This window comes from Roseomonas rosulenta, assembly GCF_016106005.1.
In the GTDB taxonomy this organism is placed as follows: domain Bacteria; phylum Pseudomonadota; class Alphaproteobacteria; order Acetobacterales; family Acetobacteraceae; genus Neoroseomonas; species Neoroseomonas rosulenta.
In genome coordinates this window covers 1-23,894 of sequence record NZ_JACADR010000027.1, presented here as the reverse complement: position 1 = coordinate 23,894, position 23,894 = coordinate 1, and the positions used below count along the sequence as shown (strand labels likewise).

Here is a 23,894-nt window from a genome sequence, read left to right as displayed (position 1 = left end):
CGATCGCCGCGCTGAGTGGCAGGTTTCATGGGTTTTCGGGGCAGACGCTTACGGAGTACTCGAGCTGAGGTTACAGATAGCGTTAACGACGACGCGAAGGCCGTCGGGTATCGGCGGATCGAGGTGACCCTTGACCCTGCCCCCATGAAGAATGCCAAGGCGCCCGCCGGGATAGCCTTCGCTCGTTAGGACGCAGCGATCCGCCGTGGCGCAGGCACCGCGCCATCCGCGACGATCCGACCATCCACGACTTCGATGATGCGGTCGCAGCGCTGCGCCAGGCGCGGATCATGCGTGACGATGAGGAAGGTGGTACGGCTCGTCTGGTTCATCTCGCGCAACAGATCGAAGACACCGTCGGCAGACTTCGTATCCAGGTTTCCGGTCGGCTCGTCCGCCAGCACCAATGGCGGGTACATGGCCAGTGCACGGGCGATGGCAACGCGCTGCTGCTGACCACCGGAGAGGTTGCCGACGCGGCTGTCCTTCCAGGGCAGTAGGCCAACGCGGTCGAGCAAGCCCTCGGCGATACGGCGCATCGCCGCGTCCGGCCGCCTGCGATCGAGCAGCAGCGGCATCATGACGTTCTCCGCCGCCGTGAAGGCCCCGATCAGGTGATGATGCTGGAACACGAATCCGATGTTCCGGCCGCGCAGTCGGGTGAGCGCCGCATCGTCGAGGGTCCGTGTATCCTGCCCCTCGATGAATAGCGTCCCAGCAGTGGGGCGGTCGAGCAGACCGATCAGGTTGAGCATCGTGCTCTTGCCCGATCCGGACGGTCCGATCAGGGCGCAGAACTCTCCCCGCTGCAGGACCAGGTCGACGCCATGCAGTACCTCGACCTCGCGCGGCGTGCCAACGCCGAAGGACTTCCGCACGCCAGCAAGGCGCAGGACCTCCGTCGACGCTGGCGCGGATGCGTCAGCCACGGATCGCCACCACCGGGTCAAGCCGCGCCGCACGCAGCGCGGGCGCCATGGCGGCGAGCACGCCGGTCAATGACGCCACCACGGCCGTGACCACGAACAACTGCGGCTGGATCATCAAGGGAAACAGCGCGCTCCCATCCGCCTGGCGGACCGAGGCATGCCACGCGACCAGCGCCCCGACGCCGGCGGCCGATCCGATTATCGATCCCAGCAGCCCGAGCACGCCCCCCTGGATCAGGAACACCCGCAGGATCTGGCCGCGCCGGGCACCCATCGCGCGCAGGATGCCGATCTCGCGCGAGCGCTGCACCACCGAGACTACCAGAACGCTGGCGATGCCGAGTGCTACCGAAAGGCCGACTGACAACCGGATCACCGTGTTCGATGTCTGTTGCGCATTGACCGCGGTGAAGAACTGTATGTTCGTCCTGATCCAGCTGTCGGCCCGGATGCCGGCCATCCCATGCGCCAACTGAGCCATGATCTCGGCCGCATACGGGTCATGCAGACTGACCTGCAGACTGGTCACGCCGCCCGTGAGGCCGAGCAGGCTCTGGGCCGTACGCAGCGCGACGAAGGTGCTCCGCTCGTTCACGCCGCGGTTGCCGAGGTCGAAGAGGCCCGTCACCGTCAGCGTCGCGTCACGCCCCGTCGCAGTGGTGACCCGCAGCTTGTCGCCCACGCCCACGCCGAGTTCGACGGCGAGGTCGGTGCCGATGACGATGTCCTCGCTGGTCAGCCGCGGCTGACCGGCAACGATGGTCTCCGGAAGCTTGACGATGCGGAAGTAGCCCTCTGGCTCCACGCCGGTCAGAGTGATCGATCGGCTCGCCTCGCCGCGCACCGCGAGTGCGCCGCCCGCGGCGACGGGCGTCGCCACGGCAACCTCGGGCATGGCCTGCATCTGCCGCAGCACCGTCTGCCACTGGTCGATGGAGCGGATACGCTGCGACGGGCGCTGCACCACCGCGTCCTGGATGACGCCATCCATGGCCCGCAGCGGCCGCGCAACCTCGTCCGGCGGCAACAGCACCAGATGGGCCTGGGCGCTCAGCACGCGGTTGAGAAAATTCGCCTGGATGCCGGTGAGCAGCGCCGACATGAAGACGATGACGGCGACACCCATGGACACGCCTGCCAGGATGAAGATCGTCTGCATCCAGCCATCCCGCAGGAAGCGGATGGCGGCGATCCACTCGAAGGGCAGCCAGTTTCTCATCGAGCCGCAACGGCACGAACCCGGCTGCCATCGGCGACCGGCGCGCTTGAGGGCACGACCAGGTCGCCCTCGCGCAGCCCGTCCAGGATCTCGACCCGCTGCGGGCCGCGAAGGCCGATCCTGACCGCGCGGCGATGGGCTCGCCCGCCTTCGATGCGCAGCACCCAGGGCGCGGCGCCCGCGGCGTCGTGCACGGCCGAGACTGGCAGGACGAGCGTATCTGCGCGTTCCGCCACGGCGATGTCCACAGACACGGTCATGTCCTGGCGCAGGTAGTCCGGCGGCGCGACGACGCGCAGCTTAACCTCCACCGCGGCGCGATCAGGATCGACGGCCGGGTTGATGTAAGCCAGTTCCGCAGCGAAGCGCCGGTCCGGATAGGCATCCGCGGACGCCGACGCCCGCTGGCCGACGGCAACAAGTCCGAGGTTCTTCTCGTCGATCTGCACCACGATCTCGATCTGCCCGACCGGCGAGAGCACCATCAGCACCTGGTTCGGCTGCACGACCCAGCCGCGCTCCACGTTTCGGGCAATGAGCGTGCCGGCTTCCAGCGCACGAATCTGCGTGTAGTCGAGCCTTGACAGCGCCACGAGAAGGCTCGCGCCCGCCTGGCGCTGTGCAGCCTCGGCGGCAACGTATTCCGTCCCACCGGGGAGATTGCCGGCGACCTGCGCCTGCGTGGCGCGGACCTGTGCTTGCGCGACACTGAGGGTACGCCGGGCATTGTCGAGCTGCACCTGGGTCTCGAAGCCGCCTGAGCGCAGGCTTTCGGCGCGGGCATATTGCTGCTGCGCGTTGAGGAGGTTCGACTGCGCCTGGCTCAGGTTCTCCTGCGCGACGGGCAGTGTCACCTCGATGATCTGCCGCAGCCGTGCCGCAGCCTGAGCGACGGCGGCCTCTGCCTGCTCGACGCTTGCGCGCAGTTCGCTGTCCTCAAGAGTCACAAGAACCTGGCCCACCGCGACGGTCTGGCCTTCCAGGACAGGAACTGATGCGACGGTTCCGGTGATCTGGCTGCCGACATTCACGCGGTGCGGCGTCTCGACACGGCCGCTTGCGACGACGCTCTGAACCAGCGCACCGCGTAGCACGGGCTGCGCCGAAACGACCGGGCCGAGCACCCAGGGGATGCTGAAGTAGAGGGCGATGCCGATCAGGATGAGGACGCCGAAGACGCGCCAGCGCCCTTCCCACAGGCGCCAGCCCAAAAGCCTAGCTATGGAGAGCGGGCCACCGGCGGCTGTCTCAGGCGATCCCGCCGGGCGCCCAACGGCTACCAGCAGGCCTGCCGCGGAGTCTTGCGACACCGGTTGGTGGCGTTGGTCGCTGGGGGCGGGCACCGGCAGAGAGTCGGAACGCATCGCAGAAACCTCATATCGTCGTCGCATCAGATCCCCACCTCCGAGGTGGGGATGCAGCGCCGCCGATGGCGGATTTCCATGCCTGGATGTCCGACCCATGCCTGCGCATAGGCACTCCCGGCACCTGGCACAGGCCCCAACAGCTTGCGTCTAGCAGCCGCTTGGCGGTGGTTCGCGCCGGCAACCGCGCCAAACCGTCGGACACAGGCGGTCGCCGCACCTAGTATACTGTGTCCCGCCCGACAACGCCCGGGGAACGCGGGAGTTCCATGATCACTCGGTTCCTAGCCTGGACACTGCTAAGTCGATCTCGTTCTGCCATCCCTGATGCAGATCAATCGCCGCCGCGGCACCGGCAGCTGCTGGCCGAAGCTGCGCCGCCTATGGCGGTCGCTAGAAGCTGCGGAATTTGTCGCCCTTGAATGGGGGGACTGGATCAGCCATCGGCGGCTGCTGGAGCCTATTGGCAAAATCCCGCCCGGCGAGGCCGCACAACTCTGCCACGTAGCCCGGCAGAACGTGCTCCTGGCGGCGTTACACAAACCAAACAGCCTCCGGTAAACCCGGCGCGATTCACTACGCCGTGAGAGGCAAATCAAGGTGCTTGCGTGGCCCCGCATGCAGCTTGACCAAACCAACCAACAGATCAGCCCCCGGGCCTTTTCGCGTCGAAGACCAGCCGCAGCCATCGCGTCGCACCGGACAAGCCGATGAGTCGTGACTCCAGATCGATGGATCTCCCGACCGGGGGGCCGCGGCACGAGCCCCCGGTGGTTGGCGCGCTGGGTCGGCGCGCGCTTAGCCCGCGAGTTCGCGCCGCACGATGGCGGCGCCCTCGGCCAGTGCCTGCAGCTTGGCGACGGCGCGCGCCCGCGGCAGGTACTTCATGCCGCAATCGGGCGCCGCCACCAGGCGTTCCGCCGGCACGTGCCGCAGCCCTTCGCGCAGGCGGGCGGCAACCGTCTCCGCCGTCTCCACCTCGGTGGTGCCGAGGTCGAGCACGCCCAGCATGATCGTCTTGTTCGACAGATCCGACAGCATGCCGAGGTCGAGCTTAGGCTGCGCCGCCTCGATCGAGATCTGCGCCGCGGTGCTGTCGGCGAGCTGTGGCAGGAAGGAATAGCCCGAGGGCTTGTCGCTCACGAGCGCCGCATAGCCGAAGCACAGGTGCACCACCGTGGTGCCCGGAACGTCCTGCAGCGCACGGTTGATCGCCTTCACGCCGTAGCGCTTGGCCTGCTCGGGGCGCGCCTGCAGCCAGGGCTCGTCGAGCTGGATGACGTCGGCACCGGCGGCGACCAGGTCGCGCGCTTCCTCCGCCACCACCTCGGCATAGGCCAGCGCCAACGCTTCCTCGTCACGATAATGCTCGTCCGCCGCCTGCATCGACAGCGTGAAGGGGCCGGGCAGGGTGATCTTGATCTTCCTGTCGGTATTGGCCCGCAGGAACTGCACGTCGCGCACCTCAACCGCATGGCGGCGGCGGATCGGGCCGGTCACGCGCGGCACCGGCGTGGGCTTGCCCATGCGGCCACTGACCACGGCGGGGTTATCGACGTCCACGCCATCAAGCGCGAGCGCGAAGCGGTTGGAGTAGCTCTCGCGGCGCATCTCGCCATCGGTGATGATGTCGATGCCGGCGCGCTCCATGTCGCGCACGGCGATCAGCGTGGCGTCGTCCTGCGCCTGTTCCAGCGCGTCCGCGGCCACGCGCCAGATCTCCTTGAGGCGCACGCGGGGCACGACGTTGTTCTTCGTCAGGATCGCGCGATCCACCAGCCAGTCGGGCTGTGGATAGCTGCCGACGACGGTGGTCGGCAGGAGGGTGGTGGTGGTGGCCATGGCGTCTTGGGTCCTTGTTCTCGGCCGACGTTGCGCGCCGGCGTTCTATTCTGCGACGGGTCGGGCAGGTGGCCGACGCCGCGGCGCGGCCGCCGCAGCTCGTCGTTCCAGTGCCACGCGCACGAATTCGCCGGTGGCGGCGAGGTGGTCGGCCAGCAGGGCGCTGGCGCGGTCCGCGTCGCGGTCGAGCGCAGCCTCGGCGATCGCGGCATGTTCGGCGGCGACGTCGCGGCCGGGCCAGGCGACGGCATTCGCCAGCGCTCGGTAGCGCTCCGCCTCCTCCCGCAGCCGTTCGCAGAAGGCGATCAGCGGGGCGGCGCCGCTCGCGGCGAGCAATGCGGTGTGAAAGCTGCGATGTGCGGCCTCCCAGGCGGGGTTTGGCACATAGCGGGCGGCATCGAGCGAGCGCGGCAGGCGCGCCACGCGGCGCTCGGTCGCGGCGACGGCATCCTCCCAGTCGGCATCGCCGCGGATGATCGCCTCGCGCAGCGCTGCCGCCTCGACCAGGCAGCGACTGCGGACCAGGCCGGCGAAATCCGCCGGATCGGCGTCGGCGACGCGAAAGCCGCGCTGCTCGATCCGCCGGGCCAGGCCCTCGGCGGCAAGCTGGGCCAGTGCCTCGCGCACCGGGCTCGGGCCGGCGCCGCAGAGCATGGCCAGGTCCTGCACCTTGAGGCGCTGGCCGGGCGCCAGGCGCCCTTCGAGGATCTCGGCACGCAGCCGCCGATAGGCCGCGGTGGCCTGCGTGTCGGGCGATCCCGCGATGCTCGGCGGCAGGGTCATGGCGCGGGGAGGATGGCGTCTCGCATACCGCTCCGCAACCCCGACAAAATCGCTTGACTGGCCGGTTTTATCGGTAAAGACAGGCGCCGCATTCGAGGCCCCTGATGCGCGTTTCCGTCCAGCCCCCAGAGGTCACGCTCACCTTCGACAACGGCCCGGACCCGGATGTGACGCCGGTCGTGCTGGACGTGCTGCGCCGCTGGGCGATCCGCGCGACCTTCTTCGTGGTGGGCGCCAGGCTGACCGATCCCGCGCATCGCGCGATAGCGCAGCGCGCCCATGCCGAGGGGCACTGGATCGGCAATCACACCTTGACACATGCCGGGCCGCTCGGCGAGCGGCGGGATGCCGACCACGCCGCGGTGGAGATCGACCGCACCCAGGCGGTGATCGGTGACCTGGCGCATGCCGACCGGCTGTTCCGCCCGGTGGGTGGCGGCGGGCGTCTCGGCCCGCATCTCCTGAGCGCCGGTGCGCGGGACCACCTCGCCGCCGGCGGGTACACCGTCGTGCTGTGGTCCGCCGTGCCGGGGGATTGGCGCGACCCCGACGGCTGGCCCGACCGCGCGGTGGAGCAATGCCTGGCGCAGCCATGCCCGGTGCTGGTGCTGCACGACATTCCGGGCGGCGCGATGGCGCATCTCGACGCGGTGCTTGGCCGGCTGGCCGATGCCGGCGCAACCTTCCGGCAGAACTTCCCGCGGGATTGCCTGCCGATGCGGCGCGGCGTCGCGACGCCGGGGCTCGCCGGGATCGTCATGCCCGAGCCACCGCCACCAGTCGGCAGCATACTTGACCGGGCCAGTCCCGCCCGCCCAGCCTGAAACCAGAACAACGCCGCCGCGCCGCGGCGCCTGGAGGATACCATGCAGGACCTCGACGCAAACGACATCACCGACGCCGTCATCGAGCAGATGGCGCAGACCCCTGATCCGCGCATGCGCGAGATCATGGAAGCCGCGGTGCGCCACCTGCACGCCTTCGCGCGCGAGGTGAAGCTGACGCCCGAGGAATGGCTGAAGGGCGTCGCCTTCCTCACCGCGGTCGGCCAGGCCTGCTCGCCGATCCGCCAGGAATTCATCCTGCTGTCGGACGTGCTCGGCCTGTCGCGGCTGGTGAATGTGATGCACGACGCCACGGGGCGCGAGGCGGCTGGCACCGAGACCAGCCTGCTCGGCCCCTTCTTCCGCGAGGAGGCGCCGAAGATTGAGCTCGGCGGCAGCATCGCCTATGCCTCGAAGGGGCCGGAGATCGTGATCTACGGCCAGGTGACGGACGGGGAAGGCAAGGGCGTCGCGCACGCCACCATCGATGTCTGGCAGACCGATGCGGAGGGGCTCTACGACCTGCAGGCGCATGATCCGTCGGTGATGGAGATGCGCGGGCAGTTGCGCTGCGACGACCAGGGCCGCTTCCATTTCCGCACCCTGAAGCCGCTGGGATATTCCATCCCGATGGATGGGCCGGTCGGGGCGATGGTGCGCCAGCAGAACCGCCACGGCTTCCGCCCGGCGCATATCCACATCCTGATCGCCGCGCCCGGCTTCCGCGAACTGGTCACCGCGCTGTATTTCGCGGACGACGCACATGTCGACAGCGACACGGTGTTCGGCGTGTCGAAGTCACTGGTGATCCGCGAGAGCCTCGGCCTGCCCGACGCGCCAGTGCCGGGTATCCCGAGCATCCGCTACGACTTCACCATGTCCCGCGATACCTCGGGCGGTGGCGGTCGCGTGGGTTCCGACCCGTCGCGCCTGGTGCCGGCCGGCTGAAGCGACGACGACCCTCGGGGAGGAAATGCCATGATCACCCGACGCCTGCTGGCGAGCGCCGGGGCTGCCCTGCCATTCGCGGCCCAGGCCCAGGAGTCCTTCCCCGCGCGAACCGTGCAGATCGTGCTGCCCTATCCGCCGGGCAATGCCATCGACCTGCTGGTGCGCGCGCTGGCCGCGCAGATGCAGCCGTTGCTCGGCCAGCCGACCGTGGTGGTGAATCGCGACGGCGCGGCGGGCGTGGTCGGCTCCGTCTCGGTCGCGCGGGCGCCGGCGGATGGCTATACGCTGCTCTTCGTGCCGGCGCTGGTCGCCTCGGTCCTGCCCATCACGCAGCCGACCTCCGGGCTGCAGGTGAACAGTTTCCGCCCGATCTGCCAGGTGTTCAGCAATTCGATGGCACTGGTGGTGAAGCCGGACAGCCCGATCCGCAGCCTGCGCGACCTGCAGGCGGCGGCGCAGGCCGCGCCGGGGCGCATGACCTACGGCACGCTCGGCGTCACTTCCATCCCGCATCTCGCGATGGTGCAGTGGCTGGGCGCCGCACGGGCCGAGATCGAGCACGTTCCCTATCGCGCCGACGCTGCGGTGATGACCGAGGTGCTGCAGGGGCGCATCGACGTCGGATCCATCGTGCTGGGCTCGGCGGCGGGACGCAACGACATCCGCGTGCTGGCGGTGTTCGACGCGCAGCGCCATCCGGATTTCCCCGACGCGCCGACCGCGATCGAGCAGGGCTTCGAGGTGGCACCGGCCTCCTTCGGCGGGTTGTTCGCGCCCGCCGGCACGCCGGAGGACCGGATCGCGCGCATCGAGGCCGCCTGCGCCACGGCGGCCGCGAGCGAGGTCTACCGCACCGCCGCGCGCACCGGTTCGCAGCCGGCCAATTTCTTCCTCAACCGCGCAGACTTTGCCCGGCGCCTGCAGACCGACATCGAGCAGAAGGCGGAAGTGCTGCGCGGCGTGCGCCTGAACTGACGCGCCGCGCCCCCGCTCAGATGTCGAAGAATACCGTCTCGCCCTCGCCTTGCAGGCGGATGTCGAAGACATAGGTAGTACCCGCGTCGCGCGCCTCGGCGCGCGCGATCAGCGACGCACGGCGCGCCGGCTGTTCGATGAGGTTGAGCACCGGGTCGGCCGCGTTCGCTTCCGCCTCGTCGGGAAAATACATCCGCGTGGCGAGGCCGAGGTTGATGCCGCGCGCGACGATCCAGAGGTTGAGGTGCGGCGCCATTGGCGCCTGGCCCACGCGGGCGACGGGGCCGGGCTTGATCGTCTCGAAGGCCCACAGGCCGGTGGCGAAGTCGGTGCCCGTGCGGCCCCAGCCGCGGAAGGACGGGTCCGCGGCCTTGCCCCCCTGGAGGTCGGCGGGATGGGCGTAGCGGCCAGCGGCATTCGCCTGCCACAGTTCGACCAGCGCATCGCGCACCAGCGCGCCGGTGCCGTCGAGGATGCGCCCCTCGACGCGGATGCGCGTGCCCTGCGTGGCCGGCGTGACCAGCGTTTCGCCGAGGGCGTTGTCGAAGATGTCGAAGCCGGCCTGCCGGGGGATCAGCCCGATATGCACATAGGGGCCGGCGGTCTGGGACGGCGTCTCGGGCAGGTAGCCCAGCCTGTCGCGCGGGATCATGGCGTCAATTCCTCTGCAGCCGGTTCTCGAACAGCGTGGATCGCCGCCCGCGCAGAACGATGTCCCAGCGGTAGGCCAGCGTGTGCAATGGCACGGATGCGTTGAGGTCGAGCAGCGCCACCAGCCGCTCCTGCGCCGCGGGATCGGCCACCGTCTGCAGGATGCTGTCGTGGCGCAGCAGCGGGTCGCCCTCGAAATACATCTGGGTGATGAGGCGCTGCGCGAAGCCCGAGCCGAAGACCGAGAAGTGGATATGCGCCGGGCGCCAGTCATTGCCGCGGTTGCGGTAGGGGTAGGGCCCGGGCTTCACCGTGCGGAAGGCGTAGCGGCCTTCGGCATCGGTCAGGCAGCGGCCGCAGCCGCCGAAATTCGGGTCGATCGGCGCGTCGTAGGTGTCGTTGCGGTGCCTGTAGCGTCCGGCGGCATTGGCCTGCCAGAATTCCACCAGCACGCCGGGCACGGGGCGTGCGTCGCCATCCAGCACGCGGCCATGAACGATGATCCGCTCGCCGATCGGCGCGCCGCCATCGCGCGCGTAGTTGCGCGTGAGGTCGGCATCGAGCGGGCCGAGTTCATGCTGGGCGAAGACCGGGCCGGTGACCTCGGAAAGGGTGTTGCCGAGAGAGAGCAGCGGGCGATGCGGCGCACGGAAGACGCTGGTCTTGTAGATCGGCGTGAGGGCCGGCGGATGCGCGGCGGGGTCGCGCGCGACGAATGCGCTGTCGGCGGTCATGGTGGTCTCTCCTGCGGCGCGGCCGCTCACTGGACGCGGATGTTCCTGGCACGGACCATGTCGCGCCACTTGGCGTTCTCGGCGGCGAAGTAGGCCGGCCAGGCCTCTGGCGTGCCGACCGCGGGCACCACGGCGAGGGCGGCCAGGCGCTGACGCGTCTCGGTCGCCTCCATCGCGGCGCGGGCGGCGGCATTGGCGCGGGCGACGATCTCCGCCGGCAGGCCGGCCGGGCCCTGGAAGGCGATGTGTTCCTCCACCACCACGCCGGGCAGGCCCTGTTCGGCGAAGGTCGGGATCTCGGGTGCGAGCGGGCTGCGCTCGCGCGAGGCCACGCCCAGCGCGCGCAGCGTGCCGGCCTGGATCTGCGGCAGGATGCCCGAGGCCGCCTGAAAGACCATCGGCGTCTCGTTCGCGACCACGGCCTGCACCGCCGGCGCGCCGCCGCGATAGCCGATGTCGGGAATGGTCAGCCGCGCCTCCTGGAGGAACAGTTCGGTGGCGAGGTGCGTCGAGGACCCCGTGCCGGAATTGGCGTAGGTGATGCGGTGGTCCGGCCGGCGCGCAATCTCGATGAATTCCGCCAGCGTGCGCGCGGGGAAGTCCTTGTTGACCACCATGATGATGGGCATGGCGGCGAGCAGGCCGATGCCCACGAAGTCGCGCTCGTTGTCATAGGGAAGCTGGTACAGCCAGGGCGCCATGGCGTAGGTGCTCACCGTGCTGACCAGCAGCGTGTAGCCATCCGGCCTCGCGCGCGCGACCGAGTTGAAGCCGATCGTGCCGTTCGCACCGGTGCGGTTGTCCACCACGAAGCTGCGCCCGGTGTCCTGCGACAGGCGTTGCGCCAGGATGCGGGCGACCGCGTCGGTCGATCCGCCGGCGGCCCAGGGCACGACCAGGGTGACGGGTCGGCTTGGCCACTGGTCCTGCGCGCGTGCGGTGGTGGCGAGGCCAAGGCCGGCGGTAAGGCCGAAGGCGGATCGGCGGGACAGCATGCGGTTCTTCCTCCCTGCACGGCGCGTCTCGGGCGGCGTGCGCGCAACCTTCTAGCCGATCATGCCGCGGGCGGGAGTCCTCCCGGTTTCCTCCCGCCGCCCCCCTGGGCAGGCGCGCGCCGCGATGCAAGGCTGTGGACGGGGAGAACCGACCATGGACCGGCTGACGCTCGCCGTCGTCTCGCGAAATTACTTCAACGTGCCCGCCTGGATCGGGCGGCATGCAGGACTGTTCCGGTCCGAGGGCATCGACGTCGCCATCGACCACATCGAGGGCATCGAGGAGGTCAACGAGCGCGTGCGCGACGGCCGCGCGCAGCTCGCCTACGGCGTAACCGAGCATGTGATCCTCGACGCCGAATCGGGCGGCCACCAGGCGATCATCGGCGGCAACGTGAACCGGCTGCCCTTCTCGCTGGTGGCGCGCGCAGGCATCGACGGGATCGCCGGGCTGCGCGGCAAGCGGATCGGCGTGTCGTCCCTGCGCGCGGGGTCGTCCTCGCTGATCATGAAGCTGCTGGCGCAGCACGGGCTGCAGTATCCGGGCGACTACGAGCTGGTGCCCTGCGGGCCGATCCTGGCGCGCTGGGACCTGCTTCGGTCGGGCGGGATCGACGCCGGGCTGCAGGGCGCGCCTCTGAACCACATGGCGCTGGACCAGGGCTTCGTCTCGCTAGCCGAGCCGCGCGACGACTTCCAGTTCACCAGCCTCGATGTCGATACGCGCTGGGCCGCGGCGAATCGCGACCTGCTGCTCCGCTTCCTGCGCGGCTTCCTGCGTGCGCATGAACGCTTCTACACGGACCGCGACCTGGCACGCGATGTCGCGGTGGCCGAGAGCGGCATCGAGTCCCGCTATGCCGACCGCGCCTGGGAGGAATACACGCGCGACGGGATCTTCCCGCGCGACGGCGAGGCGAGCGAAGCGGGCGTGCAGGCGCTGATCGAGACCAGCGCGCTGATCCGCGACCTGCCGACCCGGGCGCGAACGCGGGCCGAGGACTATATCGACCGCAGCTGGCTGGCCGAGGCGCGGGCCTCGCTGTGAGCGCGATCGACTACGGCGAGCGCGCACGCATCGGCTTCCTGGTGCCCTCGGGCAATCAGGTCTGCGAGGCGGAGCTGCATGCGATGATGCCGCCCGGTGTCGCGGCGCTGGTCACGCGGCTCGAGCTGCGCGGAAGTTCCGAGCCCGAGCTGCTGCGCATGGTCGAGGCGCTGGAGCCGGCCTCGCGGCTGCTGGCGGATGCGCGCCCGGCGCTGCTGGCGTTCCACTGCACCGCGGTCTCCACCTTCGCCCCGGCCATGGCCGCGGATATCCCGAAGCGCATGACGGCGGCGACCAACCTGCCCGCGACGACGACGGCGGACGGCATCCTGGCCGCCTTCGCCGCACTCGGTGCGCGGCGCGTGCTGCTGGTAACGCCCTACATCGCCGAGGTGCATGCGCGCGAGGTCGACTTCCTTGCTGCACATGGCATCGATGTGGTCGGTGGTTCCATGCTGGGACTGAACACCAATGCGGAAATGGCGGCGCTGCCGCCGGAGCGCATCCGCGAACAGGCGCGTGCGGCCGCGGCCGCGTCGCCGGGGGCGCAGGCCTTCTTCATCTCCTGCACGGCGATCCGCTCGGCCCCGCTGATTGCGCCGCTGGAGGCCGAGCTCGGCATGCCGGTGGTCACCAGCAACCAGATCATGGCGTGGCATGCGATGCGCCGCTGCGGCATCGCCGATGCCGTGCCGGGCTTCGGGCACTTGCTGACGCTGGCGTGACCCGGCTTGCCCGCACGCGCCGCCGCCCTATCATCCGCCCCGCAATCCCGGCGCCGACCGGACCGACGGAGGAAACCCGCATGACCACGATGACCCGCCGCGGCCTCGGCGCCGCGACCTTCGCGATGGTGTCCGCGCCCGCCGTGCTGCGTGCGCAGGGCCGCACCGTGCTGCGCATCGGCTGGACCAGCGGCGACGGCGCCCAGGACCCCTATGCCGCCGGCGCGCGGCTGTTCAAGCAGGGGCTGGAGCGCCGCGTCGGCGAACGGGTGGACGTGCAGCTGTTTCCCAACCGCGCGCTCGGCGACGAGCGGCCCATGCTGGATGGCATGCGGCTCGGCACGGTGGACATGGGCGTCATCACCAACGCGGTGATCGCGCAGATCGAACCGGCCTTCCAGGTCAACGACATGCCCTTCCTGTTCTCGAGCGAGGAACAGGCGCATCGCGTGCTCGACGGCCAGGTGGGCGCGGCGCTGCGCACGCGGCTCGAGGCGCGCGGCGTGGTCGCCCTCGGCTACATGGAGGGCGGCTTCCGGCAGATGATCAACAACGTCCGGCCGATCGTGCGGCCGGAGGATCTGCGCGGCATCAAGTTCCGCGTGCTGCAGAGCCCGATCTACATCGAGATGTTCCGCAGCCTGGGCGGCAATGCCGTGCCGATGGCCTGGGGCGAGACCTTCACCGCCGTGCAGCAGGGGGCGATCGACGGGCTCGAGATCCCGCTCGGCATCATCGACCAGAACAAGTACTACGAGGTCACGAAGTATCTCTCGCTGACCGGTCACATCTATTCGATGATCGGGCTGCTGATGGCCAAGCGCACCTTCGACCGGCTGCCCGCCGACCTGAAGGGCCCGGTGCAGGAAGCCGCCGCCGAGGCGACCGCCGCGCAGCGCACCGCCAATGCCGCATCGAACATCGGCTTCCTGGAGAGCCTGCGCCGCCACGGCATGACGATCAACGAGGTCGCGGATAAGGCCGCCTTCCGCCGCGGCGTGTTGCCGATGTACGAGGCCTTCCGCGGCCAGATCGGCGCCGACATCGTGCGGGACGCGCTGGCCGCGGTGCAGTGAGGCTGCTCGCCGTCGCGGCCCGCGCCGTCGCGGCGGCGACGCGCCTTTCGATCGCGCTGACCGCCGCGGGGATGCTGGCCTGCATCACCTACCAGGTGGTGATGCGCTACGTCGTCGGCGCCGCCTCCTCCTGGAGCGAGGAGCTGGCGGTGCTGCTGTTCTCCTGGAGCGTGCTCGGCGGCCTCGCGCTCGGCGTGCACGAGGGCTTTCATGTGCGCCTGACGCTGCTGCCGGACTGGCTGCCGCGCGCCGGGCGGGTGGCCTATGAACGGGTGCTCGACGCAGCCACGGCGGCGCTCGGCGTCTTCCTCGCCTGGTCGGGATGGCGTTTCCTCGACATCACCTCGGGTTCGGTCTCGGCAGCGATCGGGTATCCGACCGAGATCCTGAACGCCTTGGCGATCGGCTGCGGCGCCCTGGTCGCGCTCTTCGGCCTGGAGCGCGCCCTGCGCCCCGGCGGTGTCGTGGACGCCGCGTCGTGAGCGAGGTCGCCTGGTTCCTCACCGCGGGCTTCGGCCTCATGGTCGTGCTGGGCGTGCCCTTCGCGATCGCCATCGCGCTCGCCATCACCGGCGCGCTGATTGCGGCCGACATCGAACCCGCCTTCCTCGCGCAATCCGTCATCAGCGGAGCGCAGCAGTTCAGCCTGCTGGCCATCCCGCTGTTCATGCTGGCGGGCGAGCTGATGTCCGCCGGCGGACTGTCGCAGCGCCTGGTGGATGTGGCGAGCACGCTGGTGCGCCATCGCCGCGGCGGGCTCGCGATGGTGACCGTGCTGGCGGCGCTGGTCTTCTCCGCCATCTCGGGTTCCGCACCGGCCACCACGGCGGCGATTGGCGCCATCATGATCCCGGCGATGGCGGCGGCGGGCTACGACAAGGCCTTCGCGGCATCCATCGCAGTCAGCGCCGGCGTGCTCGGGCCGCTGATCCCGCCCTCCATCGCCTTCGTCATCTGGGGGATCGTGGCGGAGCAGTCGATTGGGCGGCTGTTCCTGTCCGGCATCGTGCCGGGGATCGTTCTTGCGCTTGGGCTGCTGGTGATCTGCTGGGTGCATGCCTGGCGCCACGACGTACCGCGCCTGCCGCGCGCGACGCTGCGCGAGGCCGCGACCGCCTTCGCGCGCGGGCGCTGGGCGCTCGCCTCGCCGCTGGTCGTGCTGGGCGGCATCTATGGCGGCATCTTCACGCCGACCGAGGCGGCCGCGGTTTCCTGCGTCTATGCGCTGCTGGTCGGGCTGTTCGTGGAACGGCAGTTGAGCCTGCGCGCGCTGCCCGGAATCTTCGTCAACGCCATGCGCACCAGTGCCATCGTCTGCGCCATCATCGCGGTGTCGGCGGGCTTCGGCATCCTGGTGGCGCAGGAGCAGATTGCGACACGCTTCGCCACCTGGATGGCGGCCACGATCAGCGAGAAATGGATCGCGCTCGCCGCGCTCAACATCGCCTTCTTCCTGCTGGCGGCGGTGATGGACGAGATCGCCATCATGGTCATCCTGGGGCCGATGCTGATCGCGATCGCCAACCGCTTCGGCGTGGACCCGATCCATTTCGGCGCCATCATCGTGACCAACGTGTCGATCGGCATGGCGGCGCCGCCGATCGGCTACTGCCTGTTCATCGGCATGGCGATCAGCGGGCTGTCGCTCACGCGCATCAGCCGCGCCATCTGGCCACAGATCGTGTGGATGCTGGTGGTGTTGTTCCTCACCACCTACATTCCCGGCTTCGCGCTGATGTTCCAGCCCGCCGCGCGCTGATCAGAAGCCGTAGACGCGCGCGGGGTTGTCGACCAGCACGCGGCGTTGCTCGGCGTCGCTTGGCGCCCATTCGCCGAGCAGGTCGAACAGCGCGCCATCCTCCGGCATCCAGGACGACAGCGAAGGGTGCGGCCAGTCGGTGCCCCAGAGGCAGCCATCCGGCGCGGCATCCAGCAGCGCGCGCGCGAAGGGGGCGACATCCGCGAAGGGCGGCCCGGCGCTGCTGATCCGGTAGCCGCAGAGCTTCACATAGGACCGCCCGCCGCCCATCAGCCGCAGCAGCGCCTGGAAGCCGGCGCCGTTCACGCCCTCGGCCGTGCGCACGCCACCCATGTGGTCGATCACGACGGGCAGCGGCAATGCTGCAAGCCTCGGTGCCAGGTCCGGCAGCTGGGCCCCCTCCGCGTAGACCTGCAGGTGCCAGCCGAGCGGGGCGATGCGTCGCGCGAGCGCCTCGAGCTGGTCGAGCGGCGTGCCATTGCCACTCACGGCGTTGAAGCGCACGCCCCGCGTTCCGCGCGCATGCATCGCGCGCAGCGCCGCCTCGTCGAAGCTGTCATCGACCACGGCGACCACGCGCGCGCGATCCAGCCCAAAGCGCCCCGCCGCATCGAGTGAACATTCATTGTCCGTGCCATAGACCGAGGGCTGCACGATCACCATGCGCCCGATCCCCAGCGCCTCCGCCACGCGCAGATAGGCCGGGATCAGCGCCGGCGCCGGGTCGTAGTGCCGCCCGGCATCGAGCGGAAAGCGATCATAGGGACCGAAGATGTGGAAGTGGCAGTCGCAGGACAGCGGCGGCCCCTTCCAGGAGGGCTTCGGTACGACACTGAGCGGCGGGAGGCAGGGGTGCATCACGCCGCCCCCGCCAGTTCGCGCCGCACGATCGCGGCCCCCTCCACCATCGCGCGCATCTTGCCGTCCGCCACCTCGCGCGGGAGGTACTTCATGCCGCAATCCGGTGCGACGATCACCCGCGCCGGGTCGATGTTCGGCAACGCGCGGCGGATGCGCGCGGCGACTGTCTCGGCACTCTCGACCCTGTGGTCTGCGAGGTCGATCACGCCGAGGATGATGGTCTGGTCCGGCAACTGCTTCAGCACCGAGGTATCGAGGTCGGACTGCGCCGTCTCGATCGAGATCTGCCGTACCTTGCAGCGGCACAGTTCCGGCAGGAAGGAATAGCCGTTCGGCCGTTCGTGGATGATGGCGGCATAGCCGAAGCAGATATGCAGCGCGGTGGTGCCGGTGATGCCATCGAGCGCATGGTTCACCGCGTCCAGCCCGAAAGCGCGGGCCTTGTCCGGCCTCGCCTGCATGTAGGGCTCGTCGATCTGCACGATGTCGGCGCCGGCGGCAAACAGGTCACGGATCTCGGCATTCACCGCCTCCGCGTAGTCCTGGGCCATCTCCGCCTCGTCCTTGTAGAAGTCGTTCTGTGCCTGCTGGGACATGGTGAAGGGGCCGGGCACGGTGATCTTGATCATCCGGTCGGTATTGGCGCGCAGGAAGGCCACGTCGCGCGTCTCGACCGCATGGCGGCGGCGGATGCGGCCCACCACGCGCGGCACCGGGTTCGGGAGCCCGCTGCGATCGAGCGCGGTGCCCGGATTGTCGATGTCCACGCCCTCGAGCGCGGTGGCGAAGCGGTTGGAATAGCTCTCGCGCCGCATCTCGCCATCGGTGATGATGTCGAGCCCGGCGCGTTCCTGCGCGCGGATCGCGAGCAGCGTCGCATCGTCCTGCGCCTGCTCCAGCGCATCAGGGGCCACGCGCCACAGTTCCGTCGCGCGCACCCGCGGCGGGAAGCGCCCTGCCAGCCGCTTACGGTCGATCAGCCATTCGGGCTGGGGGTAGGAGCCGACGAGCGATGTCGGCAGCAGCGTCGCAGTCATGGTGTTTCCTCCGTGCCGCGAGGCTAGACGCGGTCCGTCGCCGCGGCCAGGGGCCGCCCTTGCCGCGCCGCGAGTTGAGGACAGGATGTGCGCGCGGGCACACCCGATTGCCGCCAAACGGAGGGAGGAAGACGATGCGCATGCGCAGGGTACTGCTGGCGCCCGCGCGCGGGACCAAAGGCTGATACCCGGCCGACGAGGGTCAATCCTTTATCGGCCGTGTATCAGGCGTTCCAGTCCGCGGGAATGAAGCGAAACCCTTCCCCCTCGCGGGTGATGAACCCGTTCGATGGGAAGGGGAAATGGTAGCCGGTCACGCGCACCCGGTCGGCGGCGGCGCGATCCAGGATTCGCCTGCGCGATGCCGCGGCCGCCGCGCCGTCGAAGTCGAACAGCGAGACATAGTCGGGCCGGCGCGCGAACAGCTCCGGCCGATGCGTTATGTCGGCCAGCATCAGCATCTGGTCATTGCCGTCGGCCACCTGCACCACGGTATGGCCCGGGCTGTGGCCATGCGCGGCGATGGCGCGGAAGCCGGGCGCGATCTCCGCCTCCGGGGCGTAGCGGCGGATGCGGCCCTGGTAGGGGGCGAAGCGGCGCGCGACATTCGCGAAGTTCACGCGCTGGCCCTGCGGGCTGCGGGTCTCGTTGCTGGCATCCGCCCACCAGGCGTGCTCGGTTTCGCAGACCGCGACCTCGGCATTCGGGAAGACCGCGGCGCCCTCGGCGGTGGTCAGGCCGTGGATGTGGTCCTGGTGGCAATGGGTGATGATGATCAGCCCGACGCGCGCGGGATCGAGCCCTGCCGCCGCCATGTTCGCCCCAAGCCGCCCGGCGGTCGGCGTCAACTGCCCCCCGGTGCCGGCATCGATCATCACGAGCTGCCGGCCGGTGTCGACGAAGGTGACGTTGTAGGGGCCGATATAGTGGTCGGTCGGCAGGAAGCTCTCGGCGAGGACGGCGCGCACCGCGTCGGGCGGCGCGTTCAGCACGAGGCCTTCGATGCCGCGGCGCGCGAAGCCGTCATTCACGACGGTCACGGTGAAGGACCCGACCTTGAAGCGATGGAAGCCGGTGCCGGTGGGGGCGGCGGGCGCCGTCTGCGCGGCGGCGAGGCCGGGCAGCAGGCCGATCGCTGCGGTGCCGAGGCCGGCCTGGCGGCGGGTGAGCATGGATGTGGTTCCTCTCTGTGGCTTGCGCCTGATGCCCATCATGGCACGGCGCGGCGGCGCGCCTAGTCGTCCTCGCCCGGCAGCGGCGGCGTGCCATGGGTATGGAAGGACCGGATGGTCTGCAACCCCCAAGCCTGGCCCTTCCTGCGCTCCGCCTCGGTCCAGGTGATGGTCCGCCAGTCGGGTGCCAGCACCAGCCGCGCGCCGGCATGCGCCACCTCCACGCGGTTGCCGCCGGGTTCGTAGACGTACAGGAAGAAGGTCTGCTGCACCGCGTGCTTGTGCGGGCCGGTCTCGATGAAGACCCCGGCTTCGAGGAAGGTGTCGGCCGCCTGCAGGATCGCCTCGCGGCTGTCGAGCGCGAAGGTCACGTGGTGAAAGCGCCCGGGCACGCCATGCGCTTCCCTGGTGAAGGCGAAGTCGTAGGATTTGTTGGTGGCGGTCAGCCACATGCCCGCTTCCTCGCCGCTGTCGAGTTCGATGCGTTCGGTGCAACGGAAGCCGAGGTTGCGCTCGAAGAACTCGCGGCAGCCGCGTACATCGACCGCGAGGCAGTTGAAGTGGTCGATGCGCCGCGCGTTCACGCCGCGCGCCGGGTAGCGTTCCGGCTGGTTCTTCAGCGACGGGCGCCGGTCGGGCGGCGCCTCGTACCATTCGGTCTCCCAATAGAGCTCGAAGACATGCCCGTCCGGATCGCGGAAGCGCCAGCCGGTGCCGTGGCCGAAATTCCCTTCATGCGGCACGACCTCGCAGCCATCGGCGCGCAGCGCTGCCACGCGGCGTTCCAGCGCCTGCGCGCTGCGCGTGCGGAAGGCGGCATGGCCAAGGCCGGAGGTCTTCGACGCCGTGAGTTGCAGAGAATGGCGCTCGTAGTCGTCCCAGCCGCGCAGGAAGACGCTGTCGCCCAGCTGGCCGCTGACCGTCATGCCCATGACGTCGCGGAAGAAGCGCAGGCTTTCGTCAGGCCGGGGCGTCAGCAGTTCCACATGGCCGAGATGGGCGACGTCCAGCACCGGCTCGGGCGGGTGCATCGCCGGCCTGCTCAGGCCTCGACGCTGGTCATCGCCGGCGCGGCGACCACCGGCGCGTCGCCCAGCATCCGCCAGGTCCCGCCCATGAGCACCTCGCTCGGCCGGAAGCGCGCCTTGTAGGCCATCTTGCGGCTCTCCGGCACCCAATAGCCGAGATAGACATAGGGCAGCCCCAGTTCGCGCGCCCGATCGACCAGCCACAGCACCGCATGGGTGCCGAGGGATCGCTTCTCCGCGGCCGGGTCATAGAAGGAATAGACCGCCGAGAGGCCATCGGAGAGCCGGTCGGTCAGGCAGGCGCCGAGCAGGCGGTCGGTCGCGTCGCGGAATTCCACCACGCCGGTGCCGATGGGCGTGTCCTCGACCATGGCGCGGTAGTCGTAGAAGCCCATCGCCGCCATGTCGCCATCGGCGTGGCGCGCCTTCTGGTAGCGATGGAACAGCGCGAACTGCTCGGCCGTCGCGCGTGCGGGCATCTCGGCCGCGATCACGTCGGCATTGGCGCGCGCCACCTTGCGCTGCGTGCGGTCGGGCTCGAAGGCGCCGGCCACGATGCGGATCGGGATGCAGGCCTGGCAGCCAGGACACACGGGCGAATAGGCGATGTTGTGGCTGCGCCGGAACCCGGCGCGGGAGAGGCGGTCGTGCAGCGCCTCGGCATCCGTGCCCGACAATTCGGTCACGATCTTCCGCTCCGTCCGCCCCGCCAGGTAGGGGCAGGGCAGGGGCGCGGTCGTGTAGAAGAATTGCGGGCGGCGGGAGGAGCGGTGGAGCATCGGTGTCCTGTAGTGTCGGCGCGCGCGGGTCGGGAATCAACCGGCAGAACGCTCAGGGCGCGATCCGGATGCGCCCGCCCGCCGCCCGATCGAGCCGCAGCAGCGCCCCCTCCCGCCAGCGGGCGAGCAGGTCGGACCAATGGGGGCTCATCGGGTGGCCCGATTGCCCGGTGGCGATGACGGCGAAGGCCCCGTCCGGCTCGGCCAGGTCGAAGACGCCGCGGAAGCCCGCGCCATGGACATTGGCGAAGAAGCCGCCGGGTTCCGCGCGCAGCCCCGCGCGGTTGACGGTCTCGCCATCCCCGGCCGAGGGCGCGGCGATCCGCGTCAGTGCGCCCAGTCCGGGGACGAAGCGCAGCAGCGGGTGCTCGAAGCGCGCCGGATGCGCGGGGCCCCAGCGCCAGGCGGCCGGGTCGGCGCCGTGGGTCGCGGAAACCTCGGCCACCGCCGCCGCCATCGCCGCCGAGAGCATCGCCCCGCAGCCCGGCGCGCCGCACCAGGCGGTGCCGGCCGCATCCTCGGTCAGCACGCGGCGGAGGAATTCCGGGCTGGCGCGCGCCGTATCCTCGGGCAGGCCGGCGCGCGCCAGCACCGTGCGGCCGAACTGCGCCAACGTGGCGTGGAACACCAGCGGCTGCGGCAGGCTGGCCGCCATCTCCCCCGACCAGCCGCGCAGCAGGTCCTGCGCCGCGCCGGCTGCACCCGCCGGGCGCGGGGCGGCGCGAAAGGCTGGCAGCACATCGGCGGCGAAGAGCGACAGCGCATCGGCCTGCATCGCGGCGAAGCCGGCCACGTCGTGGCGCGGGGATACGGCCAGCATCTGGCCGATGCGGCGGAAGCGCCAATCCCCGTTCCAGTCCCGCCCGAGCCAGGCCGCATGCCCTGGCGGCACCACCCGGTTGTTGCCATTGGCGATCATGCCGCTGGCCGGGTTCTCGACATGCGGCAGCGCCTCGAAGGGCAGGAAGCCGGTCCAGTCGGCGCGACCATCCCAGCCCGGCACCGGCAGGCTGCCGTCACCGGAGCGCCGCAGCGGGATGCGCCCGGTCAGGAACATCGCTATGCCGCCATCGGCCGCGGCGACCATCAGGTTCTGCGAGGGACTCGTGATCAGCCTGGCAGCCGCGCGCGCATCGTCCAGACCGCGCGCGGCATTCAGCGCCAGCAGCCCGGCCGCCGCGGTGTCGCCTGGCGCGAGGTTGGCGGCGGCCAGCGCCAGCACCGTGCCATCCTGGCGGCCCGCCGGGGCATCGAGGTCCGAGATGACCGGCCCGTGCCGCGTCTCGCGCACGCGCAGCGTGACGGGGGCGGACCAGCGCACCCGGATGACTTCCTCGCGCACCGTGAAGGGCAGCGGGCCGTCGGGGGTCTCGTAGGCATCCGGACCGGCCAGCCGTTCGACGAACAGGTCCTGGGTGTCGGAATGGGTGGTCGTGAAGCCCCAGGCGACGCGCTCGTTGCGACCGATCACGATGCCCGGCACGCCGGGCGCCGTGGCGCCGGCCAGCACGCGCCCCCCGGGCAGTTCGATGCGCGCCAGATACCACAGGATCGGCGCCTGGTAGCCGAGATGCGGGTCGGTCGCGAGCAGCGGCGCGCCCGAGGCCGAGCGTGCCCCCGCCACCACCCAGGCATTCGACGCCGTGCCGGGCAGCGGCGCATCGACCGGGAAGCGTGGCAGCTCTGCGGCGATCCGGCCGAGCACCGCGCGGTCGGCGTCCGGCGCCGCCGCCCAGTCGAGCCCCGCCCGAGGCCCCGCCGCCACCAGCCCAGGCTGGTCGGGCCGCCCGGGCGTGGTGTCCGCCGGCCAAAGGTCGTCCAGCCTTTCGGGCGGCAGCAGCCCCGCGAGCCGCGCCCTGTCCAACTCCGTCCGCCAGTTTCCGGACAGCCAGAGGCCCATCACCTTGCCCCAGAGGAGGCTGTCGACCGGCCGCCAGGGCTCCGGTGCGCCGAGCAGCAGGAACTCCGGTGCGGCGAACCGCCCGCGCGCGGCGATCCAGGCATTCACGCCGCGGGCATAGGCCTCCATCGCGGCGCGCACATCGGGCGGCAGTGCGGCGAGATCCGCCTCGGCGCGCGGCACCAGCCCGAGCAGCCGCATGTAGCGGTCGAGCCGCAGCGCCGAGGCGCCGGCGACCTCGGACAGCCTTCCGCTCGCGCCGCGCCGCATGCTGTCCATCTGGAACATCCGGTCACGCGCATGCAGCCAACCGAGCCCGGTCCATGCATCCGCTTCCGACCCGGCGGCGATCGTTGGGATGCCGCGGGCATCGAGCGTGACCTCGACCGGCGCGCCGAGGCCCGGCAGCGCGACGCGCCCCTCGCGCGGCGGAAGGGTCCACCAGACGGCGCCTGCGGCGCCGGCCAGCAGAAACACGACAAGAACCACGAGGCCCGCGAGCACGCGGCCTGACCAACGGAGGAGCGTCTTCACGTCCGAACAGATGGAGGCTGCCGCAGCGCTTGGGAACCACCATTGCGCGATGACTGCGCGAGCCTGCCGCGCATCGACGCCGGACGCGGTTGCTGGTAGGGCGCGCCCATGCCCGAGACCGAACGGCCAGGCCCCCAATTGCTGCATGCGGCGCAGGGTCTCAGCCTTCACCTGACGCCCGGGGAGGGGGCCGCGAGCCTGGTGGTCCTGGCGCCCGATGCTGCGGCGCTGGGCTGGGCCGGACGACTATCGGCGTGCCTTGGACGGCCGGCGCTGGTGCTGCACGCGGCGGAGGGCGACTTCCCGGCCGCCCTGGTCGAGGCGGCCTCGCCGCATCTGCGCGCGGCGCTGGGCGACGAGCGCATCGTCGTCGGGCTCGGCGCCGGCGCGGCGGTGGCGCCGGGGCTTGCGGGTGACCTTGGGGCTGCAGGCGTGCTGGCGCTCGCACCGCGACCGACGGCCGGGACGGCGGCAGCCCCCGTACCGGCAAACCTGCCCGCGATCATCGCCTTCGACCCGCGGATCGCGGTCGAGGCCACGCTGGCGGAGGAGCTGGCAGCGCCGGGCGGGATGCTGCCCGTGCCCATTCCGCATGCGGGTGGCGCGCTTGCCGATGTGCTGCTCGGCGGTGGCGCGATGGGCGATGCCATCGCGGCCCTGCTCGCGGGGGACGCACCGCGCGCGGCGATGGCGTTGCGCGTCGCGCGG

Annotated in this window: 22 protein-coding genes and 2 pseudogenes; 10 read left to right on the top strand and 14 right to left on the bottom strand. The window is 70.5% G+C overall.

Annotated elements, in window-relative coordinates:
* Positions 1-185: 185 nt before the first annotated feature.
* Genes HW578_RS06015 through HW578_RS06005 form a run of 3 tightly spaced genes read right to left on the bottom strand, consistent with a single transcriptional unit; the run spans position 186 to position 3,539 of the window.
* The gene (locus tag HW578_RS06015; RefSeq protein WP_198369641.1) at positions 186-929 is read right to left on the bottom strand and encodes an ABC transporter ATP-binding protein; all 744 of its coding nucleotides are present in this window, start codon (positions 927-929) and stop codon (positions 186-188) included.
* Positions 922-2,148 carry an ABC transporter permease gene (locus HW578_RS06010; RefSeq protein WP_198369640.1) on the bottom strand — a complete coding sequence of 409 codons (1,227 nt, stop codon included), beginning with the start codon at positions 2,146-2,148 and terminating at the stop codon, positions 922-924. Before HW578_RS06010 ends, HW578_RS06015 begins: the two co-directional genes overlap by 8 nt.
* A complete protein-coding gene (locus HW578_RS06005; RefSeq protein WP_198369639.1) occupies positions 2,145-3,539 on the bottom strand; it encodes an efflux RND transporter periplasmic adaptor subunit in 1,395 nt (464 codons plus the stop codon). Before HW578_RS06005 ends, HW578_RS06010 begins: the two co-directional genes overlap by 4 nt.
* A gap of 348 nt (positions 3,540-3,887) precedes the next feature.
* On the opposite strand from HW578_RS06005, the pseudogene HW578_RS28560 reads away from it, so the two are divergent.
* A pseudogene (locus tag HW578_RS28560) lies at positions 3,888-4,073 on the top strand (hypothetical protein); the annotation flags it as partial.
* A gap of 237 nt (positions 4,074-4,310) precedes the next feature.
* On the opposite strand, the gene HW578_RS06000 reads toward HW578_RS28560, so the two are convergent.
* Together HW578_RS06000 and HW578_RS05995 are read right to left on the bottom strand one after the other, a co-directional pair.
* Positions 4,311-5,354 (bottom strand): uroporphyrinogen decarboxylase family protein, encoded by a 1,044-nt coding sequence (locus HW578_RS06000; RefSeq protein ID WP_198369638.1) that lies wholly within the window; start codon positions 5,352-5,354, stop codon positions 4,311-4,313.
* A 45-nt stretch (positions 5,355-5,399) separates the two neighbouring features.
* On the bottom strand, positions 5,400-6,137 hold the full coding sequence (locus tag HW578_RS05995) for a GntR family transcriptional regulator (protein WP_198369637.1): 738 nt from the start codon (positions 6,135-6,137) through the stop codon (positions 5,400-5,402).
* Between the two features lie 104 nt (positions 6,138-6,241).
* On the opposite strand from HW578_RS05995, the gene HW578_RS05990 reads away from it, so the two are divergent.
* The 3 genes from HW578_RS05990 to HW578_RS05980 are packed head-to-tail and all read left to right on the top strand — an operon-like array spanning position 6,242 to position 8,887.
* Complete coding sequence (locus tag HW578_RS05990) at positions 6,242-6,961, top strand: polysaccharide deacetylase family protein (protein WP_198369636.1); 720 nt, start codon at positions 6,242-6,244, stop codon at positions 6,959-6,961.
* A 42-nt stretch (positions 6,962-7,003) separates the two neighbouring features.
* Positions 7,004-7,909, top strand: coding sequence for a dioxygenase family protein (locus HW578_RS05985; RefSeq protein WP_198369635.1), 906 nt, complete (start codon positions 7,004-7,006; stop codon positions 7,907-7,909).
* Between the two features lie 30 nt (positions 7,910-7,939).
* Complete coding sequence (locus HW578_RS05980) at positions 7,940-8,887, top strand: Bug family tripartite tricarboxylate transporter substrate binding protein (RefSeq protein WP_198369634.1); 948 nt, start codon at positions 7,940-7,942, stop codon at positions 8,885-8,887.
* 16 nt (positions 8,888-8,903) lie between these two features.
* On the opposite strand, the gene pcaG is transcribed toward HW578_RS05980, so the two are convergent.
* From pcaG to HW578_RS05965, 3 genes are read right to left on the bottom strand one after another with little or no spacing between them, the layout of a single operon-like run.
* Positions 8,904-9,539, bottom strand: a complete 636-nt coding sequence (gene pcaG, locus HW578_RS05975) for a protocatechuate 3,4-dioxygenase subunit alpha (RefSeq protein ID WP_198369633.1) — start codon at positions 9,537-9,539, stop codon at positions 8,904-8,906.
* A gap of 4 nt (positions 9,540-9,543) precedes the next feature.
* Positions 9,544-10,272: a protocatechuate 3,4-dioxygenase subunit beta gene (gene pcaH / locus HW578_RS05970; RefSeq protein WP_198369632.1), complete on the bottom strand. Its 729-nt coding sequence runs from the start codon at positions 10,270-10,272 to the stop codon at positions 9,544-9,546.
* Between the two features lie 26 nt (positions 10,273-10,298).
* On the bottom strand, positions 10,299-11,267 hold the full coding sequence (locus tag HW578_RS05965) for a Bug family tripartite tricarboxylate transporter substrate binding protein (RefSeq protein WP_198369631.1): 969 nt from the start codon (positions 11,265-11,267) through the stop codon (positions 10,299-10,301).
* A gap of 154 nt (positions 11,268-11,421) precedes the next feature.
* Between HW578_RS05965 and HW578_RS05960 the strand changes: the two genes are divergently transcribed.
* The 5 genes from HW578_RS05960 to HW578_RS05940 all read left to right on the top strand — a co-directional run bounded on the left by HW578_RS05960 (position 11,422) and on the right by HW578_RS05940 (position 15,875).
* Positions 11,422-12,315: an ABC transporter substrate-binding protein gene (locus HW578_RS05960; RefSeq protein ID WP_198369630.1), complete on the top strand. Its 894-nt coding sequence runs from the start codon at positions 11,422-11,424 to the stop codon at positions 12,313-12,315.
* Positions 12,312-13,040: a maleate cis-trans isomerase family protein gene (locus HW578_RS05955; protein WP_198369629.1), complete on the top strand. Its 729-nt coding sequence runs from the start codon at positions 12,312-12,314 to the stop codon at positions 13,038-13,040. The genes HW578_RS05960 and HW578_RS05955 overlap by 4 nt, the downstream gene beginning before the upstream one ends.
* A gap of 80 nt (positions 13,041-13,120) precedes the next feature.
* Positions 13,121-14,116, top strand: coding sequence for a TRAP transporter substrate-binding protein (locus tag HW578_RS05950; RefSeq protein WP_198369628.1), 996 nt, complete (start codon positions 13,121-13,123; stop codon positions 14,114-14,116).
* Positions 14,113-14,598 (top strand): TRAP transporter small permease, encoded by a 486-nt coding sequence (locus HW578_RS05945; RefSeq protein WP_198369627.1) that lies wholly within the window; start codon positions 14,113-14,115, stop codon positions 14,596-14,598. Before HW578_RS05950 ends, HW578_RS05945 begins: the two co-directional genes overlap by 4 nt.
* Entirely contained in the window at positions 14,595-15,875 is a 1,281-nt protein-coding gene (locus HW578_RS05940; protein ID WP_198369626.1) for a TRAP transporter large permease, read from the top strand. Before HW578_RS05945 ends, HW578_RS05940 begins: the two co-directional genes overlap by 4 nt.
* Here HW578_RS05940 and HW578_RS05935 read toward each other — a convergent pair whose 3' ends face one another.
* From HW578_RS05935 to HW578_RS05910, 6 genes are all read right to left on the bottom strand, one after another.
* Positions 15,876-16,733: an amidohydrolase family protein gene (locus HW578_RS05935; RefSeq protein WP_198369625.1), complete on the bottom strand. Its 858-nt coding sequence runs from the start codon at positions 16,731-16,733 to the stop codon at positions 15,876-15,878.
* Positions 16,733-17,773: a uroporphyrinogen decarboxylase family protein gene (locus tag HW578_RS05930; RefSeq protein ID WP_198369624.1), complete on the bottom strand. Its 1,041-nt coding sequence runs from the start codon at positions 17,771-17,773 to the stop codon at positions 16,733-16,735. Before HW578_RS05930 ends, HW578_RS05935 begins: the two co-directional genes overlap by 1 nt.
* A 224-nt stretch (positions 17,774-17,997) precedes the next feature.
* The gene (locus HW578_RS05925; RefSeq protein ID WP_198369623.1) at positions 17,998-18,945 is read right to left on the bottom strand and encodes an MBL fold metallo-hydrolase; all 948 of its coding nucleotides are present in this window, start codon (positions 18,943-18,945) and stop codon (positions 17,998-18,000) included.
* A 62-nt stretch (positions 18,946-19,007) separates the two neighbouring features.
* The gene (locus tag HW578_RS05920; protein ID WP_232478713.1) at positions 19,008-19,976 is read right to left on the bottom strand and encodes a catechol 2,3-dioxygenase; all 969 of its coding nucleotides are present in this window, start codon (positions 19,974-19,976) and stop codon (positions 19,008-19,010) included.
* 11 nt (positions 19,977-19,987) lie between these two features.
* Positions 19,988-20,752 carry an arginyltransferase gene (locus tag HW578_RS05915; protein WP_198369622.1) on the bottom strand — a complete coding sequence of 255 codons (765 nt, stop codon included), beginning with the start codon at positions 20,750-20,752 and terminating at the stop codon, positions 19,988-19,990.
* 52 nt (positions 20,753-20,804) lie between these two features.
* On the bottom strand, positions 20,805-23,186 hold the full coding sequence (locus HW578_RS05910; protein ID WP_369407831.1) for a penicillin acylase family protein: 2,382 nt from the start codon (positions 23,184-23,186) through the stop codon (positions 20,805-20,807).
* Positions 23,187-23,294: 108 nt separating this feature from the next.
* Here HW578_RS05910 and HW578_RS05905 point away from each other — a divergent pair.
* Positions 23,295-23,894 (top strand): annotated as a pseudogene (locus HW578_RS05905) (hypothetical protein); the annotation flags it as partial.